19 protein-coding genes and 1 tRNA gene are annotated in these 15,964 nt (G+C 63.1%); 7 read left to right on the top strand and 13 right to left on the bottom strand.

Going from position 1 to position 15,964, the window contains the following annotated elements; translation table 11 throughout:
- Positions 1-41 precede the first annotated feature (41 nt).
- Genes dapF through HQR01_RS07490 form a run of 4 tightly spaced genes read left to right on the top strand, consistent with a single transcriptional unit; the run spans position 42 to position 3,599 of the window.
- Positions 42-851, top strand: coding sequence for a diaminopimelate epimerase (gene dapF / locus HQR01_RS07505; RefSeq protein ID WP_173216224.1), 810 nt, complete (start codon positions 42-44; stop codon positions 849-851).
- Positions 848-2,023 (top strand): MiaB/RimO family radical SAM methylthiotransferase, encoded by a 1,176-nt coding sequence (locus HQR01_RS07500; RefSeq protein WP_173213980.1) that lies wholly within the window; start codon positions 848-850, stop codon positions 2,021-2,023. Before dapF ends, HQR01_RS07500 begins: the two co-directional genes overlap by 4 nt.
- Positions 2,020-2,946, top strand: a complete 927-nt coding sequence (gene ftsY / locus HQR01_RS07495; RefSeq protein WP_173213978.1) for a signal recognition particle-docking protein FtsY — start codon at positions 2,020-2,022, stop codon at positions 2,944-2,946. The genes HQR01_RS07500 and ftsY overlap by 4 nt, the downstream gene beginning before the upstream one ends.
- A complete protein-coding gene (locus HQR01_RS07490) occupies positions 2,946-3,599 on the top strand; it encodes an inner membrane-spanning protein YciB (RefSeq protein ID WP_173213976.1) in 654 nt (217 codons plus the stop codon). Before ftsY ends, HQR01_RS07490 begins: the two co-directional genes overlap by 1 nt.
- Positions 3,600-3,618: 19 nt before the next feature.
- Here the strand turns inward: HQR01_RS07490 and HQR01_RS07485 are convergent, their stop codons facing one another.
- Positions 3,619-4,500, bottom strand: a complete 882-nt coding sequence (locus tag HQR01_RS07485) for a LysR substrate-binding domain-containing protein (RefSeq protein WP_173213974.1) — start codon at positions 4,498-4,500, stop codon at positions 3,619-3,621.
- 201 nt (positions 4,501-4,701) lie between these two features.
- Between HQR01_RS07485 and HQR01_RS07480 the strand changes: the two genes are divergently transcribed.
- Complete coding sequence (locus HQR01_RS07480; protein ID WP_173213972.1) at positions 4,702-5,388, top strand: FMN-dependent NADH-azoreductase; 687 nt, start codon at positions 4,702-4,704, stop codon at positions 5,386-5,388.
- Positions 5,389-5,760: 372 nt separating this feature from the next.
- Here HQR01_RS07480 and HQR01_RS07475 read toward each other — a convergent pair whose 3' ends face one another.
- The 10 genes from HQR01_RS07475 to HQR01_RS07430 all read right to left on the bottom strand — a co-directional run bounded on the left by HQR01_RS07475 (position 5,761) and on the right by HQR01_RS07430 (position 13,966).
- Positions 5,761-7,707 (bottom strand): potassium transporter Kup, encoded by a 1,947-nt coding sequence (locus tag HQR01_RS07475; RefSeq protein WP_173213970.1) that lies wholly within the window; start codon positions 7,705-7,707, stop codon positions 5,761-5,763.
- Between the two features lie 121 nt (positions 7,708-7,828).
- On the bottom strand, positions 7,829-8,485 hold the full coding sequence (locus tag HQR01_RS07470) for a tetratricopeptide repeat protein (RefSeq protein ID WP_173213968.1): 657 nt from the start codon (positions 8,483-8,485) through the stop codon (positions 7,829-7,831).
- Positions 8,482-8,889, bottom strand: coding sequence for a cytochrome c-type biogenesis protein (locus HQR01_RS07465; RefSeq protein WP_173213966.1), 408 nt, complete (start codon positions 8,887-8,889; stop codon positions 8,482-8,484). The genes HQR01_RS07470 and HQR01_RS07465 overlap by 4 nt, the downstream gene beginning before the upstream one ends.
- Positions 8,886-9,413 carry a DsbE family thiol:disulfide interchange protein gene (locus HQR01_RS07460; protein ID WP_173213964.1) on the bottom strand — a complete coding sequence of 176 codons (528 nt, stop codon included), beginning with the start codon at positions 9,411-9,413 and terminating at the stop codon, positions 8,886-8,888. Before HQR01_RS07460 ends, HQR01_RS07465 begins: the two co-directional genes overlap by 4 nt.
- On the bottom strand, positions 9,410-11,365 hold the full coding sequence (locus tag HQR01_RS07455; RefSeq protein WP_173213962.1) for a heme lyase CcmF/NrfE family subunit: 1,956 nt from the start codon (positions 11,363-11,365) through the stop codon (positions 9,410-9,412). The genes HQR01_RS07460 and HQR01_RS07455 overlap by 4 nt, the downstream gene beginning before the upstream one ends.
- Positions 11,362-11,823 (bottom strand): cytochrome c maturation protein CcmE, encoded by a 462-nt coding sequence (gene ccmE / locus HQR01_RS07450; protein ID WP_173216222.1) that lies wholly within the window; start codon positions 11,821-11,823, stop codon positions 11,362-11,364. Before ccmE ends, HQR01_RS07455 begins: the two co-directional genes overlap by 4 nt.
- Before the next feature lie 5 nt (positions 11,824-11,828).
- On the bottom strand, positions 11,829-11,969 hold the full coding sequence (locus tag HQR01_RS07445) for a hypothetical protein (protein ID WP_173213960.1): 141 nt from the start codon (positions 11,967-11,969) through the stop codon (positions 11,829-11,831).
- On the bottom strand, positions 11,969-12,691 hold the full coding sequence (gene ccmC / locus HQR01_RS07440) for a heme ABC transporter permease CcmC (protein ID WP_173213958.1): 723 nt from the start codon (positions 12,689-12,691) through the stop codon (positions 11,969-11,971). Before ccmC ends, HQR01_RS07445 begins: the two co-directional genes overlap by 1 nt.
- 85 nt (positions 12,692-12,776) lie before the next feature.
- The gene (locus HQR01_RS07435; protein ID WP_173213951.1) at positions 12,777-13,841 is read right to left on the bottom strand and encodes a Leu/Phe/Val dehydrogenase; all 1,065 of its coding nucleotides are present in this window, start codon (positions 13,839-13,841) and stop codon (positions 12,777-12,779) included.
- A 48-nt stretch (positions 13,842-13,889) separates the two neighbouring features.
- Positions 13,890-13,966 (bottom strand) — tRNA-His (locus HQR01_RS07430).
- A gap of 234 nt (positions 13,967-14,200) precedes the next feature.
- Here HQR01_RS07430 and HQR01_RS07425 point away from each other — a divergent pair.
- Both HQR01_RS07425 and HQR01_RS07420 read left to right on the top strand, forming a co-directional pair.
- Positions 14,201-14,785 (top strand): prolyl hydroxylase family protein, encoded by a 585-nt coding sequence (locus tag HQR01_RS07425; protein WP_234030288.1) that lies wholly within the window; start codon positions 14,201-14,203, stop codon positions 14,783-14,785.
- Positions 14,785-15,102, top strand: coding sequence for a TraR/DksA family transcriptional regulator (locus tag HQR01_RS07420; RefSeq protein ID WP_173213947.1), 318 nt, complete (start codon positions 14,785-14,787; stop codon positions 15,100-15,102). Before HQR01_RS07425 ends, HQR01_RS07420 begins: the two co-directional genes overlap by 1 nt.
- Before the next feature lie 68 nt (positions 15,103-15,170).
- Here the strand turns inward: HQR01_RS07420 and rpmE are convergent, their stop codons facing one another.
- Positions 15,171-15,395: a 50S ribosomal protein L31 gene (gene rpmE / locus HQR01_RS07415; protein ID WP_173213946.1), complete on the bottom strand. Its 225-nt coding sequence runs from the start codon at positions 15,393-15,395 to the stop codon at positions 15,171-15,173.
- A 94-nt stretch (positions 15,396-15,489) separates the two neighbouring features.
- The gene (fabZ, locus tag HQR01_RS07410; RefSeq protein WP_173213944.1) at positions 15,490-15,942 is read right to left on the bottom strand and encodes a 3-hydroxyacyl-ACP dehydratase FabZ; all 453 of its coding nucleotides are present in this window, start codon (positions 15,940-15,942) and stop codon (positions 15,490-15,492) included.
- Between the last annotated feature and the right edge of the window lie 22 nt (positions 15,943-15,964).

Genomic DNA, 15,964 nt, shown 5'->3' with positions numbered 1-15,964 from the left:
CACTGGACGCTGCGCCCCCCAGTGCATAGATGCGCATCCGGATGCGCGTCGATTTCATCAAGATGCATGGGCTGGGCAACGACTTTGTCGTGCTCGACGCCCGTGCCCGTGCCCTGCCCGCAATCGGCAGCGGCTTCGCGCGCGCCATCGCCGATCGCAAGACCGGCATTGGTTGCGACCAGCTGATCCTGCTCGAGCCGAGCGAGGTCGCCGATTTCCGCATGCGCATCTTCAATGCCGACGGCGGGGAGGTTGAGGCGTGCGGCAATGCCAGCCGTGCGGTTGCCCTGCTCCACGGGTCCGCCGCCACTGTCGAAACCGGAGGCGGTACCATCGCGGTCGAGCCGCAAGGCAAAGGCGCGACGGTCGACATTGGGGAACCCCGCTTCGACTGGGACGCGATCCCGCTGGCCTATGGCATGGACACCAGCCTCATGCCGGTTGGCTGGGACCGTCTCGATCGCCCCGGCGCGGTCAACGTGGGCAACCCTCATGTGATCTTCTTTGTTGACGACACGGACACGGTACCGCTCGACGTGCTCGGGCCGGAAATCGAGCAAGATCCGCTGTTTCCCGAGCGCGTCAACGTCAACGTCGCGACCATTGAAGACCGCCACCACATCCGCCTCCGCGTGTGGGAGCGCGGTGCGGGCCTGACGCGTGCCTGTGGCACCGGGGCCTGCGCAACCGCCGTCCACGCGATGCGCCGCGGGCTTGTGGACCGTGAAGTGACCGTCACGCTGCCCGGCGGTGACCTGACGATCGCATGGGGCGATGACAACCGTATCCGCATGACGGGCCCCGCCACTGAAGCCTATCGCGGCAGCTTCGAATGGGACGACTTCGCTTGAGCGGCGCACAGGTCATTTCGCTCGGCTGCCGACTCAATATCTCGGAAAGCGAACAGATCCGCGCCATGCTGGCGCAGGAACAAGACCTGGTCGTCATCAACAGCTGCGCGGTCACGTCCGAGGCCGTGCGCCAGACCCGGCAAGCCATTCGCCGCGCGCGCCGCGCGAACCCCGGCGCACGCCTGCTGGTGACCGGCTGTGCGGCAGAGGTCGAACGCGACCAGATCGCCGCCATGCCGGAAGTCGATGGTTTGATCGCCAACACGGCCAAGATCGATCCCCGGGCTTGGAACGTCCCCGCGGATACCCCACCCAAGCCGCAAGATCGCACTAGGGCCTTCATTGCCGTCCAGAACGGCTGCGACCATGCCTGCACCTTCTGCGTCATTCCGCAGGGCCGCGGACCAAGCCGGTCGCTGACCATCGCGCAAGTGCTGGGCGAGGTGGAGCGCCACGTCGCCCACGGTGCGCCGGAAGTGGTGCTTACTGGAGTCGACGTAACCAGCTGGGGGCACGACCTGCCCGACACACCACCGCTCGGCGAGCTGGTGCGCGCAGTGCTTTCGACTTTCCCGGAACTAGCCCGGCTGCGCATGTCCTCGCTCGACGGGGTCGAGATCGATCCGCTGCTGTTCGAGCTCTTCGCCAGCGAAGAGCGGCTGATGCCGCATCTGCATCTCTCGCTACAGCACGGGCACGACCTCATCCTCAAGCGGATGAAGCGGCGGCACCTGCGGCGCGATGCGGTAGAGCTTGTAGAGCGTCTTGTAGACCGTCGCCCCGATCTCGTAGTGGGCGCAGATCTTATTGCAGGCTTCCCGACCGAGACCGAGGAACACCACGCGGCCAACCTGTCGATCATCCGCGAGCTGCGGATCGTCCATGGCCACATCTTCCCCTATTCACCCCGCCCCGGCACACCTGCCGCGCGCATGCCGCAGCTTGAGCGCGAGTTGATCAGGCGCCGTGCCGCCGAACTCCGCGCAGCCACCACACATGTTCGCGACGAGTGGCTGGCGTCGCTGGTCGATAAGCCCCAAAGCGTCCTCGCCGAGCGCGACGGGACCGGCTACACCCCGAACTTCGCCCGCGTTGCCCTGCCACTGGGCACAAGGCCCGGTGACATCCTCACCGTGACGCCAACCAAGCATGAGAATGGCCTGCTGCAATGAGTGACAAACCGAGCTGGACCGAACGCCTGTTCGGCGGCTTCCGCAAGACATCAGAGAAGCTGACCAGCAACCTCACCGAGGTCGTCAGCAAGGCGCGGCTCGACGACGCGACGCTCGACGATGTCGAGGATGCGCTGATCCTCTCGGACCTCGGCCCCAGCGCGGCCGCGCGCATTCGCGAAAAGCTGCGCGAGAAGCGCTTTGGGCTGGAGATCAGCGAGAAGGAACTCAAGGAAGCCGTCGCGGAGGAAATCGCCGCGATCCTGCGCCCGGTCGCCAAGCCACTCGAGATTACTGCCTTCCCGCGCCCGCAGGTGCTGCTGGTGATCGGCGTCAACGGCAGCGGCAAGACCACCACCATCGCCAAGCTGGCGCACCTGTTCCAGGAAGACGATTATCGCGTGATGCTGGCCGCGGGTGACACTTTCCGTGCGGCAGCGATCGGCCAGCTGGCGACCTGGGCCGAACGCGTCGGCGTGCCGATCGTGCGCGGGCCCGAAGGCGGCGATCCGGCGAGCATCGTGTTCGACGCAGTCAAGCAGGCCACCGAGGTGGGCACCGACGTATTGATCGTCGACACCGCCGGGCGCCTGCAGAACAAGCGCGAGCTGATGGACGAACTGGCCAAGATCCGGAAGGTCCTCGGCCGCCTCAATCCCGAGGCGCCACATGACGTGGTGCTGGTGCTCGATGCCACCAACGGCCAGAACGCCCTCGCCCAGATCGACGTGTTCAAGGAAGTCGCGGGCGTCACCGGCCTGGTCATGACCAAGCTCGACGGCACTGCGCGCGGTGGCGTGCTGGTGCAGGCGGCGGAACAATACGGCCTGCCGATCCACGCGATCGGCGTGGGCGAGAAGATCGACGACCTGCGCCCCTTCGACCCCGACCTGGTCGCACGCGTGATCGCGGGAGTGGCGTGATGGCAGATACCCAGGCAACGAAGCCCAGGCCGAAGTCCGGCTGGCTCAATATCCTCGTCGATTATGGCCCGCTGCTGGTCTTCCTGGGCGTCTACAAGTTCTATCAGCCGCCCGCGGATTCGACTTTCGGCGAGATCGCGGCGGTGATCTACGGGACGATCGCCTTCATGATTGCGGCTGTCTTTGCGCTGGTCTTCAGCAAGCTGAAATTCGGCCATATTTCGCCGATGCTGCTGCTCTCGACCGCGCTGATCGTCGGGTTTGGCGGGCTGACCATCTGGCTGCAGGACGAACGCTTCATCCAGATCAAGCCGACCGCGATCTACCTGCTGTTCGGCGTGCTGCTGGTTGGCGGGTGGCTACGCGGCAAGGCGCTGCTCCAGGTCCTGCTCGAGGCCGCGTTCGAGGGCGTCGACCATGAAGGCTGGCTCAAGCTTTCGCGCAACTGGGGCTTCTTCTTCTTCGTCCTCGCCGGCCTCAACGAGGTACTGCGCCTGCAACTGAGTTTCGAAAGCTGGCTCTGGGCCAAGCTGTGGGTGTTCATGCCACTGAGCTTCCTGTTCACGTTCACCCAGATCCCGATGTTGCTGAAGCACGGGCTGGCGCTGGAGGATGAGGCCGAGGTTATGACGGACGAACCGCCAACCGCATGACGCAAATGCCCGGCGTAGCCTAGTTGCTCGCCTGCGCCGTGAGCCACGCTAGGAACTGGCGAACCTTGCGGGTGTCCGAATGCCCGGCCAGAGCAACTGCCGTATAGCGCAAACCGCGAATTCGCGCCTCGGGCCGATATTGCGCGAGCCAACCCCGGTCGAGCATGTCCGCAACCAGCAGGCTGCTCGCAATGACCATGCCCTGCCCTGCCAACGCGGCCTGAATTGAATGCTGCTCTTGATCGAAGCTGCGCCGGTTGGTGAACCTTGCAGGATCGAGTTGCTGCGCCCTGAGCCAATCATCCCAACCGACCTGATCGAGGGACCGCTCCCTCCACCGCGTTTCGATCAGGGACATATCCTCGATCTCCACATATGTCCTGAGCAGTTCCGGATGAGCGAAGGCTCCGAATGTCTCGCCGGCGACAGGTGTGGCCACGAGTCCGGGATACTCACCCGTCCCATAGCGAATGGCGATATCGACCCGCCGGTCACGCTCGAGATCCACCATTTTGGTAGAGGTCTCGACATGGACACTCGCGGCGGGATGCTTCGCCTCGAAATCTGCGAGGCGCGGGACCAGCCACAATGCAGCGAAGGACGGAGTCGTGGCGATTGTCAGGCGCGAAGAAACGTCGCGCAAGTCGCCGAGCGCATCGTAGATCTGGCGAAAACCCCTTGCAGTGGCGGAGGCAAGGCGATTGCCCTCCTCGGTTAGGGTGACCTTGCGGGTTTCGCGCAAAAACAGCGCGACACCGAGCTGGTCCTCGAGCGTACGAATCTGGTGCGAGACTGCGGTCGGCGTGACTCCCAATTCCGCCGCCGCGTCCCTGAAGCTGCCCTTGCGGGCCGCCGCATCGAACGAACGTAATGCCGGAAGAGAGATCGAAGAGACGTTCAAGGTTCACTCCTTGAATGAATTTTGCTCATGCATGGCTGAATTCTGACCCTTTGCCGATGTTCTCGCAAGCACTCATTCTCAGATCACTCCCGAGTCCGGAGAATGGCCGCATCAGATTCGAACGGGAAGTTCCCTTCATCCACGGAGATTGCGCCACGATCTGCACCGTGGACAAGACATTGCCTCAGGAGACTTGCGACAATGACCAAACTGCTACGCATCGACGCCAGCGCGCGGACCTCGCGTTCTCTTACCCGCGCTCTTGCTGACAGTTTCACTCTGGGTTGGCATGAGCGGCGTCCGGAAGACGAGATCATCCTGCGCGACGTCGGCAGAAACCCGCCTCCGATCGTCACCGAAAACTGGATTGCGGCGGCTTTCGCAAAGGAGCGCACCCCCGATCAGGAGCAACTTCTGGCGCTTTCCGATGAACTGATTGCCGAAGTCGCCAGCGCCGACATCATCGTCATGGCAACGCCGATGTACAATTACGGCATGCCCGCCGCGCTCAAGGCGTGGTTCGACCAGGTTGTGAGAGTCGACAAGACCTTCACCTTCGACCTCGCCCGCGGTGATGCACCGCTTGAACCGGTGTTTTGGGGCAAAACACTCATCCTGCTCACATCCTTCGGCGAATTCGGCTTCGCCCCAGGAGGACCCAACGAGGGTCGCGACAGCTTGACCCCGCATGTACGCACGGCGTCACGCTATCTTGGCGTGGAAGCGTTCCACCATGTGGGGATCGAATACCAGGAGTTTGGTGACGAGCGCTTTGAAGCCTCGCATAAGGCTGCCTTTGCCGCGCTCGCTCCGTTGGTCGACACGCTGGTTAACGCGCTCGCCCCGCGTCCTGCCCCCGATGCTGCTGAAGCATTAGCTGGCTTGTAAGATGAAGCCGAAGTGATGAAAGACGAGCGGGCTAAGGTTTGGAACTGGTAGTCGAGATTGGGTAGAAAGCGGAAACTACGGCTGCGCCCGGAGCCAAGGGACCATGGCTCGCATATCGGCTTCCAAGGCTTCGAGCGTGTCGTAAAGTCCAGACTGGAAACACGATGCCCAACAACTACCTATATGCTGGTCAAAATCTTTATAAGACTCTTCGAACCAGAAACGACAATCATCCCGCTCGTACAGGTAAAGCTTCCGTACTCCGGACGGACTGACCAGTTCGCAAATCTGACGCATAATCGGACCGTGCCACGCTAATCCTACGGCCGCAATCGTATCGATAGCGGACGATTCAGCGACGCCAGTCCCGCCTCAAATCTCCACCTGACTGCCCAGTTCGACCACGCGATTGGTCGGGAGGTTGAAGAAGTCCATCGCAGTCGCGGCGTTGCGCAACATCCAGGCAAAGATTTTCTCGCGCCAGATTGGCATCCCGGGCTTGGCGCTCGGGAGCAAGGTCTGTCGGCTGAGGAAGAAGCTTGTGTGCATCATGTCGAACTTGCCGCCACAGCGTTCCATTTCCTTCAATCCTTCCGGCACGTTGGTTTCCTGCATGAACCCATAATGCAAGATAGCCCGGTAGAAGCCGTCGCCGAGATCGTGGATTTCACAGCGCTTGTTCCTATCGACGTACGGGGTGTCAGCGATAAGCACGGTCAGGATCACCACGCGTTCGTGGAGCACCTTGTTGTGCTTGATGTTATGGAGCAGCGCGGATGGCACGCCGGCAGTCTGACTGGCCATGAAGATGGCCGTGCCGGGTACGCGGGTGGCGGAGTTCTTGGCGCTCTTGGCGAAGATCTCAATCGGTAGCGCGACTTCGCTCATGCGGTCGCGCATCAGCTTGCGGCCGCGCGACCAGGTGGTGAGCAGGGTAAAGGCGACGAGGCCGACGACCAGCGGGAACCAGCCACCAGCCGGGACCTTGAGCAGGTTCGCGGCGAAATAGGCCCCGTCGACCACAAGGAAAAACACGACCACCGGGAGCGTAGCCCACCATTTCCACTTCCAGACACCTACGAACAAAACGCCCATTAGCAGCGTGTCGATGGTCACCGCGCCAGTGACGGCGATGCCGTAGGCCGCGGCAAGGTTTGAGGAAGACTGGAAGGTCAGGACCAGTACGATCACGGCAACCATCAATGCCCAGTTGATCACCGGGATATAGATCTGGCCTGCCTCAGTCTCGCTAGTGTGGCGGATAGAGAGGCGCGGCATGAAGCCGAGCTGCATAGCTTGGTGAGTAATCGAGAAAGCGCCGGAGATCACGGCCTGGCTGGCGATAAAGGTCGCCATTGTTGCGAGGATCACCAGCGGAAGACGGTACTCCTCGCCCGCCAGCAGAAAGAAGGGATTTTTGACTACTTCGGCCGCCTGTTCCGGCTGCAAGCTGGCGATCATCGCGCCTTGGCCGAAATAGTTGAGCAACAAGCATGGCATCACGAACCCGAACCAGGAAAGCCGCATCGGGCCGCGCCCGAAGTGCCCCATATCGGAGTAAAGCGCTTCCGCGCCGGTCACCGCCAGCACAACCGCGCCCAGCGCGATGAAGGCAACCAACCCATCGCTGACAAAGAACATCACCGCGTAATAGGGGCTGAGCGCCCACAGGATGTCCGGGTTTTGAGCGATTTGGTTGAGCCCCAGCCCGGCTATCGTGAGGAAATAGATGATCATCACTGGCGCGAAGAGTGCGCCCACCTTTGCCGTCCCCCGGCGCTGCAACAGGAACAACAAGACCAGCAAGACCAGCGCGATCGGGATGACCAGCGGATCAAGCCGGTGGTCGACCACCGTGAGCCCCTCGACCGCCGAAAGGACCGAGATCGCCGGTGTGATCATACTGTCGCCATAGAACAGGGAAGTGGCGAAAACGCCCAGCAGTACGACCAGCCAACCGTACTTCGTGCTGCCGATATGGCGACTGATCAACGCGATCAGTGCGAGGCTGCCGCCTTGCCCCTTGTTGTCGGCACGCATGAGGATGGTGACGTACTGCAGGGCCACGACGATTGCCATTGACCAGAAGATCAAGCTTACGACACCGAGTACGTGCATCCGGTCAATCGCAATATCAACCGTCCCGGAAAAGGTTTCGCGGAACGCGTAAATCGGACTGGTACCGATGTCGCCGAACACGACCCCGATCGCACCGATCGCGAGCGCAGTGCGGGTCCCATGGCCGTGGCCATGCGTGTGTTCGCCCTCGCCCGAAGCTTCGTCCGGGGTGGCTGTCTGCGGCACGGTGGCCTCGCTCATGGGATAAGATTGTCCTGCCGCATTGCGTCAAAAACCTGCGATTGCGCCCCGGCGTACCGGCGCAAGGCTGCGGCGATTAGCAGCCTCTATCTCGCACCGCAACGAAAACTGAACCCGCGGCTTACTGCCCGGATCCCTCTGCTTCCGCCTCTTGCGAGATACCCATCAATTCCTCCAGCCGCACAAGTCGTGCGGCCAGGACAGGGCGCCAGGGTGCATCCTCGGGTGCCCTCGCCAGCAATTCGGACCATAGCGCGCGGGTCCGCTCCGGCTGCCGGGCGCGCAGGAACGCAAGGCCGACGAAATATGTCGGCGCCGGGCTGCCAGGCTGGACCCGCTCGGCCTGGGTGAAAGCGTAGAGCGCAGCCGCCGTCAATTCGCCTTCGGCATGTTCGACCAGGGCATTGCCAAGCGCCAGCCAGGCCTCGCCGTCGTTGGGATTCTCCAAAACCGCGTTGCGCAGGAAATTCGCCGCCTGTTCGAACTGCCCGCGCCGCGCAAAGGCGTCTGCCGTAACGACGAAACGCGACGGAAGCTGGCCCTCGGGATAGAATTCCCGCCGCGCCTGCACCAGCAGTTCCCCGGTCTCTGCCGATTGCTCGACGGCACCCGAAGCCGGCGCGGAGGGCAGACCCGGCGAGCCCTGCAAGGCGTATCCAGCCAAGCCGAACAGCAAGCCGGCAGCGAACAGCATCCACACCGTGCGCGGCAACTTCAGCAGGAAGATCGCCCCGACAAAGGTCAACGCCGCGAGCGCAAGGATCGGCACCCAGGTCATGCGCGCCCCCTGAAGCGGCGCAACAGGATCATGCCCGCGACCAGTGCCAGCAGCAGCGGCACCGCGAACAGTGGCCAGGTGCTTGCGCTGACTTCGGGCTTGTAGCTGACATAATCGCCATAACGCTGCATCAGCCACAGGCGGATGGCCTCAGGCTCTTCGCCCGCGGCGATGCGGATGCGAACCTGGTGGCGCATGTCGCCAGCCATCGGGGCATCGCTATCGGCAATCGACTGCGACTGGCACTTGAGACAGCGCAGCGTCTCCATCAATTCCTGCGCCGCGGCCTCCTGCGCCGGATCGTCGAGCTGGCGATAGGCATAGGGTGCCGGCGGCATGGTGTCCTGCGCCGCGAGAGGAACCGCCAGGGCCAGCATCAGTACCGCGAAAATGCGCCCGATCATTGTGCGGCCTCCTGCAGCTTGGCGAGCAGCGTGGGGACATCGCCGGCGCGGATATCGCCGATGTGCTGGTAGCGGATCACACCCTTGCCATCGATCACAAAGGTCTCCGGAACGCCGGAGGAGCCGATCGCCAGCTGGACTTCGGACAGGTCGTCGCGACCTACGGCGACATAGGGATTGCCGTATTGGCCCAGGAAACGGGTGACGTCTTCGGGCCGGTCGCGGATCGCAATGCCGACGATCTCGACACCGGATTGCTTCAGCGCTTCCAGCTGTGGAGCCTCGGCGATGCAGGGGACGCACCAGCTCGCCCAGATATTGAGCAGGCGCGGTTTGCCGTCGGCGAAATCCGCATTCTTCGCGCCGACCAGTCCATCGGCAGCGGCCGGCAGGTCGAAATAGGGAAGCGGCTGGCCGATCATGCGGCTCTCGACGAATTCGTCCTTCGGCTGTGTCAGCTGGTAGGCCGCAAGGCCCAGGAAGCCGGAAAACAGCAGCAACGGGATCCACAGGCGCCAGCTCATGACAGCGCCTCCTGTTCCTTGCGCCGTTCCGCCATGCGCTTGACCACGTGTCGGCGCTTGAGATCGCTCAACACCCGGCCAACCAAGGCGAGAACGCCACCAAGCGCCACCAGCAGGCCGCCGTACCAGATCAGCGTCACGAAGGGTTTCCACCACAGCCGCAACTGCCAGCGGCCATCGGTTGCCTGGTCGCCGACCACGGCGTAAAGCTGGCCGTTCCAGCGGGTTATCAGGGCACTTTCGGTGGTCTGTTGCGGTGGCGCCCAGAAACTGCGCGCCTGCGGATCGATAACCGTGGGCTCACCACCGTCATAGCGCGCGGCAATGCGGCCCTCGAGCGCGGTCCAATTGGGTCCGGCAACCGGCTCCACGCCTTCAAGCGTGATCGCCCACGGACCGACCGTGGTTGCCTCGCCCACTTGCACCGCCGCGAGTCTCTCGGTCGAAAAAGCGCTTTCGCTGGCCATGCCGAGCAGCGCCACGGCGATGCCGAAATGCGCCACAACCATGCCCCAGGTCGCCAGGGGAACCCGCGTGAGCTTGCGTCCGCGCAGCGGCAGAATACTGGCAACGCCAACCCCGATGCCCAGCGCCAGGCCAAGCAGCGGCAGCAAAGACACGCTGGCAAGCAGGCTGAACAGCACCAGTGCCGCCAGCATCAGCGCGGCGACCAGCGCCACCTCGTTGCGCACGCGCTCCAGCCGGTCCTGCCGCCAGCGCAGCAGCGGGCCGACGGTCATCACCACCAGCATCGGTACCGCGAAGATCGCGCCGACTGGGTTGAAATAGGGCGGCCCGACCGAAACGCGCACGTCGAAGGCCTCGGTCACCAGCGGGTAGAGCGTGCCAAGCAGCACGATCGCCAGGATCGCGCTGAGCATGACGTTGTTGAACACCAGTGCCCCTTCGCGACTGGCGACGGTGAACCGTTCGCCCTCACTGATCGTGCTCGCACGCAGTGCGAACAGCAGCAACGCACCACCGATGTAAAGTGCCAGCAGCGCCAGGATGAAGCTCCCGCGTTCGGGATCGACGGCGAAGGCATGGACGCTGGTCAGAATGCCCGAACGCACGAGGAAGGTTCCGACCATGCTCATCGAGAAGGCAACCACGCCGAGCATGATCGTCCAGGTACGCAGCGCATCGCGGCTGGCCAGCACACTGGCCGAATGGAGGAGTGCCGTCGCGGCAAGCCAGGGCATCAAAGACGCGTTCTCGACCGGGTCCCAGAACCACCAGCCACCCCAGCCGAGCTCGTAGTATGCCCAGTAGGAACCGGCGGTAATGCCGATCGTCAGGAAAACCCAGGCACCGAGCACCCATGGCCGCATGGCGCGCGCGAATTCGGAAGTGACCTGTCGCGTGATCAATGCACCCACGGCGAAGCTGAAGGCCACGGAAAGTCCGACGTATCCGAGGTAGAGTGTCGGCGGGTGGAAGGCGAGGCCGAGATCCTGCAGCAGCGGGTTGAGCCCCTGACCTTCCGCAGCCGGAATCGGCAAGCGCTCGAACGGGTTCGAGCTGAACAACAGGAAGGCATAAAATCCTAGCGATACAACGCCTTGTGCGGCAAGCGTCGCCTGCATTGTCCGTTCGGGCAGGCGCCGTTCGACCAGCGCGATGAGCGCTCCGGCCAGTGCCATGACCGTCACCCACAACAGCATCGAACCTTCGTGGTTGCCCCAGGCGCCGGCGATCTTGAACACCAGCGGCTTCATTGAGTGCGAATTGGCCGCCACCAGCTTCACCGAGAGGTCGGTGATTGCGAACAGCCAGATCAGCATGGCGAATGCGACGGCTGCAAGGGCGCCCTGCACCACGGCCGCCGGCCGGATCAGCGCCGCAAGCTCAGTTTCGCCATCGGCGCGTGCCGCCAGGAAACCCGCCACTAGTTGCAGCGCAGCGAGCGCTGCAGCGAGCCACAGGGCAGCAAGACCGAGTTCTGCAATCACTTGAGGCCGACCGTGGTTTCCTCGGCCATCTTGGCGGCCTGATGCTCGTTCATCCCCTCAAGTTCCCTGGGGACATAGTTCTCGTCATGCTTCGCGAGCAGGTTGTCGGCGACGAAGGTCCCGTCGGCGCCGAGCTTTCCTTCCGCAACGACGCCGGATCCCTCGACGAAGAGATCCGGGGCAATTCCGCTGAAACGGACCGGGACACGCGAATCATCCTTGCCAGTGACCATGAAGTGCATCGTCACGCCGTCAGGGTCGGTCTTCAGCGAACCCACTTCGACCATTCCGCCAAGGCGAACCGCCTGCCCCGGCTGCGGCGGGTCGGCGAGCATCTGTTCGGGGAGATAAAAGTAGCTCGCCTGGTTGCGCAGCGCATACACGGCGAGCAGCCCCGCCCCGATAATCGCGACCAGCGCGAGAGTAACCAGTACGAGCCGCTGGTGCTTGGCTTTCATCTGGCTCACTTCCGTCGTGCCTCCTCGCGGCGTTTTTCGGCGCGCTTCATATCGATCCAGCTCCAGGCGACCATGGCCAGCGTACTGACTACCCCAATTACGTAGGCGGCAACGACGAAATTCCACTGGTCCAGTGCTTCGCGCATCAGGCCGTCTCCATCGCTTTGCGGCGCAATCGTGCATCAGCCTGGATGTCGGCGAGCAACGCCCGCATGCGGGCCAGCACCACCCCCCCGAACAGCAGCGAGAAACCGAGCACGGCAATCAGCAGGGGATTGAGGAAGGTTGGATCGATCGCGCTCTTGCCCATGGTGATGCTGGGCGGCTGGTGAAGCGAATTCCACCACACCACGCTGCGGTTGATGATCGGGATGTTGATTGCACCCAGCAGGCCGAAAATCGCCGGGATGCGCGGGCTTACGCCTTCGCGTTCAGCCGCCTGCGCCAGCGCGATATAGGCGACGTAGAGAAACGCCAGCACCAGCATGCTGGTCAGTCGCCCGTCCCAGACCCACCATTTACCCCAGGTCGGCCGCCCCCAGATCGATCCGGTGGCAAGGCAGATGATGGTGAAGACCAGGCCGGGTACGGCCGCGGCACGCGCGGCGAGCGCCGCCAGCGGATGCCGCCAGACCAGGAACACCAGGCTCGAGATCGCTATCGCGGTCCAGCCGCCCATACCCAGCCATGCCGTGGGGACGTGGAGAAACAGGATGCGAACGGTCTCGCCCATCAAACGATCGGGCGGGACGCGGGTCAGCCCCCACCAGAGCGCACCCGCGCTGACCAGCAATCCACTCGCCAAAAGGAGCGGGGTCAACCAGCCTGCAAGGGAAAGAAAGCGTTTGGGGTTGGCGAAGCCGTGCATCGATTACCTGTCCGGTCGCCGCTTTGGCAGTGCTTGGCGCTGGAAACAATGGCCTAATGCCATGCTCCAACGGCTAACCGGCAAATCAGCGCCCAATGAGCTCCTGCGCCATGCGGTCCGCGACCTGGTCTGGAGAAGCGCCGCTGGCGTCGCTTTCCGTCCAGATCGTCTCGAGACGGCCCGGGATCTGGGCGATCCGCTTGCGCACTTCGTTGATGTCGCAAGGCGCCTGCTCGTTGCGGCACAGGTATTCGAGCGTCACCGAAATGATCCCGCCTGCATTGATGACGTAATCGGGAGCGTAGAGGATACCGCGCTTGGCCAGCATGGGGCCATGCTCCGGGCGACGAAGCTGGTTGTTCGCGCCACCGGCGACGATCTGGCAGTCGAGGCGGGCAATCCCCTCGTCGTCGAGAATCGCGCCAAGGGCGTTGGGGCTGAAGACATCGCAGGCGACCGACATGATCGCTTCAGGCGCGGCTGTGTCGGCGCCAAGCTCGGTTGCAAGGGCCTCTGCACGGTCCATGTGGATGTCCGAAAGCGTAAGCCGCGCGCCTTCTTTCGCCAGCAGGCGGGCTACACCGCCGCCGACGCTGCCGGTACCCTGGATCGCGACGTGGACACCCTCGACGCTATCCTTGCCCAGCTTGTGCTTCACCGCGGCCTTGATGCCGAGGAAAATGCCGAGTGCGGTGAACGGACCGGGATCGCCGCCCGCCGTATCCTCACCCTCGACCGGCAGGCCCGATACGTATTGGGTACGTTGCGCCACGGCCGCCATGTCGGCTTCGGAAATACCGACGTCCTCGGCAGTTACGTATTTGCCGCCCAGCGCCTGAACCGCATCGGCAAAGGCCGCAAGCAGTTCGGGGCTCTTGGTACGGTCCTTGTCAGCGAGAATGACGGCCTTCCCTCCGCCCATCGGCAGGCCTGCCATGGCATTCTTGTAGCTCATCCCGCGTGACAGGCGCAGCGCGTCGCGCATCGCGTCTGCAGGATTGGCGTAGTGCCAGAAGCGGGTCCCGCCAGCGCCGGGGCCGAGATATGTCGAATGAAGCGCGATAATCGCGGTCAGGCCGCTCTTGGGGTCGCGCACGACCTCCACCAGCTCGTGATCGTCGAAATCCGCTTCGGTCCAGAAAGCCGTCATAGCTCTTGCCCCAATTCCTCGTGATGAGCGGTTAAATCGGGGGGAAGATGGGGCGATCGACGGGGTTCGAACCCGCGACCTCCGGTACCACAAACCGGCGCTCTAACCAACTGAGCTACGATCGCCACATGCCCCCGGAACCGTCCGGGAAGGGGGCCTGATACGCGCGGCTGGGCGGGCGTCAACCCGCTTGCCGCAGCGGCGAGGGCCTGTTGCACAACACGTCCTAAATGGGAAGTGAAAAAGCGCACAGATCACGCGCGACGTAACTATCTTTCGCGAGCTCCGACAGACGTCTATCCTCGCGTTCGATGGGGCCCGGCGAATCTTCGGCAGAACGACTCCTCGCGCGCAGTGACATGCAGCGGGTGCCCAGCGACAAGGTCGAGCTGTTCCAGCTGCGCAACTTCCTGTCGCAGGACCTGTGCCGCGAGTTGATGGAACTGATCGAACAGGACCGTCGCCCCTCGACCCTCGCCGATGCGGGGGATGACCGTTATTTCCGAACCAGCGAGACCTGCGATCTCGAAGCAGGGCTACCGGTGGTCGAGAGGCTCGAAAGCCTGCTGGAGGCGCTCAATGGCATCGACCCGAGCCATGGAGAACCCGTCCAGGGTCAGCGCTATGCGATAGGCCAGGAGTTCAAGGCCCATTGCGACTATTTCAACCCGGGCGGCGCCGACTGGACCAAATACTGCTCGATTGCCGGGCAGCGCACCTGGACATTCATGATCTATCTCAATGACGTGGAGGCCGGGGGTGCGACACGGTTCAAGGCAGTTGGCAAGATCTTCCAGCCGGAAGCTGGCAAGCTGCTATGCTGGAATAACCGACACCCTGATGGACGAGGCAATCCCAACACCATCCATCACGGGATGAAGGTGCGCAAAGGACTGAAATACGTGATAACCAAGTGGTATCGCGAGAAACCCTGGGGGTGGTGATGACCGACTATTCAGATTTGGCCGAGATACTGCGCAAGCGCATGGACGACCTGCTTGAACGCGCAGAGGCTGTCGAAGACGACCTGCGCCACCCGCTGGAAGCCGATTCGAGCGAACAGGCCATCGATCTGGCAGACGATGAAGCGCTGGCCGGGGTCGACGACGTATTGAGACAGGAAATTGCGCAGATTCGAGCCGCGCTGCTGCGGATCGACAATGGAACCTATGGGACCTGCGCATCCTGCGGGGGACCCATCGGCCGTGCCCGACTGGAAGCTCGCCCAATTGCCACCCGCTGCATTAATTGCGCAGAATAGGCCTGGCGAAACGAGAAAGGGCGGCCCCATGGACCGCCCTTCCCTGATTTCTTGATCGCGTGAGAAGCTTACTTCTTGAGCGAAAGACCACCGAAACGCTTGTTGAACGCGGCAACGCGGCCACCTTCCTGCAGCTGCTGGCGACCACCAGTCCAGGCCGGGTGGCTGGTCGGGTCGATTTCGAGCGCGAGCGTGTCGCCTTCCTTGCCCCAGGTCGAGCGGGTCTGGAATTCGGTACCATCGGTCATCTTGACCGTGATCATGTGATAGTCGGGGTGCCCTTCGGCCTTCATGATAAGCGTCCTTCTAGCTTCGGAACGGTTCCGACCGGTCCAGCTGTGAATGGGAAAGGCGCGCGCATAGCGGCGAGCGCCCAAGTTGGCAACCTTATTCGGGAGCGTCGGCGATCATCGCGGTGAAGCTGACTTCACAGGTGACTTTGCCCTCGACCGAAGCCTCGCCCGCGAACTTGCACACCCGCGCACGCTTCTGGACGAAGCTGGCCTTGAGATCGAGCAGCACGCCCGGTGTCACCGGCGCGCGGAACTTGGCGTTCTCGATCGCCATGAAATAGACCAGCTTGCCCGAACCCGCGAGCCCGAGGCTCTCCACCGCGAGCACGCCGGCAGCCTGCGCCAGCGCCTCGATCTGGAGCACACCGGGCATGATCGGTGCGCCGGGAAAGTGCCCCTGGAAGAAATCCTCGTTGAAGCTGACCGCCTTGACCGCATGGATACGTTCGTCGGGAACGAGTTCCTTGACGCGGTCGACCAGGAGCAGGGGGTAGCGGTGCGGCAGGCGCTTCAGCACCTCGACGACGTCGAAACCGGAATCGCTCATCTTCCTGCCCCTGTTCGTTCGC

Origin of the sequence: Erythrobacter mangrovi (genome assembly GCF_013260645.1) — a bacterium.
Lineage (GTDB): Bacteria > Pseudomonadota > Alphaproteobacteria > Sphingomonadales > Sphingomonadaceae > Qipengyuania > Qipengyuania mangrovi.
Note: the sequence above shows the minus strand (reverse complement) of the source record. Positions and strands in the feature narration are given on the sequence as shown.

Bases quoted from the DNA above. Each gene is read 5' to 3' on its own strand.
- dapF (WP_173216224.1), top strand. From the start codon at position 42: ATGCGCGTCGATTTCATCAAGATGCATGGGCTGGGCAACGACTTTGTC.
- ftsY (WP_173213978.1), top strand. From the start codon at position 2,020: ATGAGTGACAAACCGAGCTGGACCGAACGCCTGTTCGGCGGCTTCCGC.
- HQR01_RS07490 (WP_173213976.1), top strand. From the start codon at position 2,946: ATGGCAGATACCCAGGCAACGAAGCCCAGGCCGAAGTCCGGCTGGCTC.
- HQR01_RS07480 (WP_173213972.1), top strand. From the start codon at position 4,702: ATGACCAAACTGCTACGCATCGACGCCAGCGCGCGGACCTCGCGTTCT.
- HQR01_RS07475 (WP_173213970.1), bottom strand. From the start codon at position 7,707: ATGAGCGAGGCCACCGTGCCGCAGACAGCCACCCCGGACGAAGCTTCG.
- HQR01_RS07470 (WP_173213968.1), bottom strand. From the start codon at position 8,485: ATGACCTGGGTGCCGATCCTTGCGCTCGCGGCGTTGACCTTTGTCGGG.
- HQR01_RS07465 (WP_173213966.1), bottom strand. From the start codon at position 8,889: ATGATCGGGCGCATTTTCGCGGTACTGATGCTGGCCCTGGCGGTTCCT.
- HQR01_RS07460 (WP_173213964.1), bottom strand. From the start codon at position 9,413: ATGAGCTGGCGCCTGTGGATCCCGTTGCTGCTGTTTTCCGGCTTCCTG.
- ccmE (WP_173216222.1), bottom strand. From the start codon at position 11,823: ATGAAAGCCAAGCACCAGCGGCTCGTACTGGTTACTCTCGCGCTGGTC.
- HQR01_RS07445 (WP_173213960.1), bottom strand. From the start codon at position 11,969: ATGCGCGAAGCACTGGACCAGTGGAATTTCGTCGTTGCCGCCTACGTA.
- ccmC (WP_173213958.1), bottom strand. From the start codon at position 12,691: ATGCACGGCTTCGCCAACCCCAAACGCTTTCTTTCCCTTGCAGGCTGG.
- HQR01_RS07435 (WP_173213951.1), bottom strand. From the start codon at position 13,841: ATGACGGCTTTCTGGACCGAAGCGGATTTCGACGATCACGAGCTGGTG.
- HQR01_RS07425 (WP_234030288.1), top strand. From the start codon at position 14,201: ATGCAGCGGGTGCCCAGCGACAAGGTCGAGCTGTTCCAGCTGCGCAAC.
- HQR01_RS07420 (WP_173213947.1), top strand. From the start codon at position 14,785: ATGACCGACTATTCAGATTTGGCCGAGATACTGCGCAAGCGCATGGAC.
- rpmE (WP_173213946.1), bottom strand. From the start codon at position 15,395: ATGAAGGCCGAAGGGCACCCCGACTATCACATGATCACGGTCAAGATG.
- fabZ (WP_173213944.1), bottom strand. From the start codon at position 15,942: ATGAGCGATTCCGGTTTCGACGTCGTCGAGGTGCTGAAGCGCCTGCCG.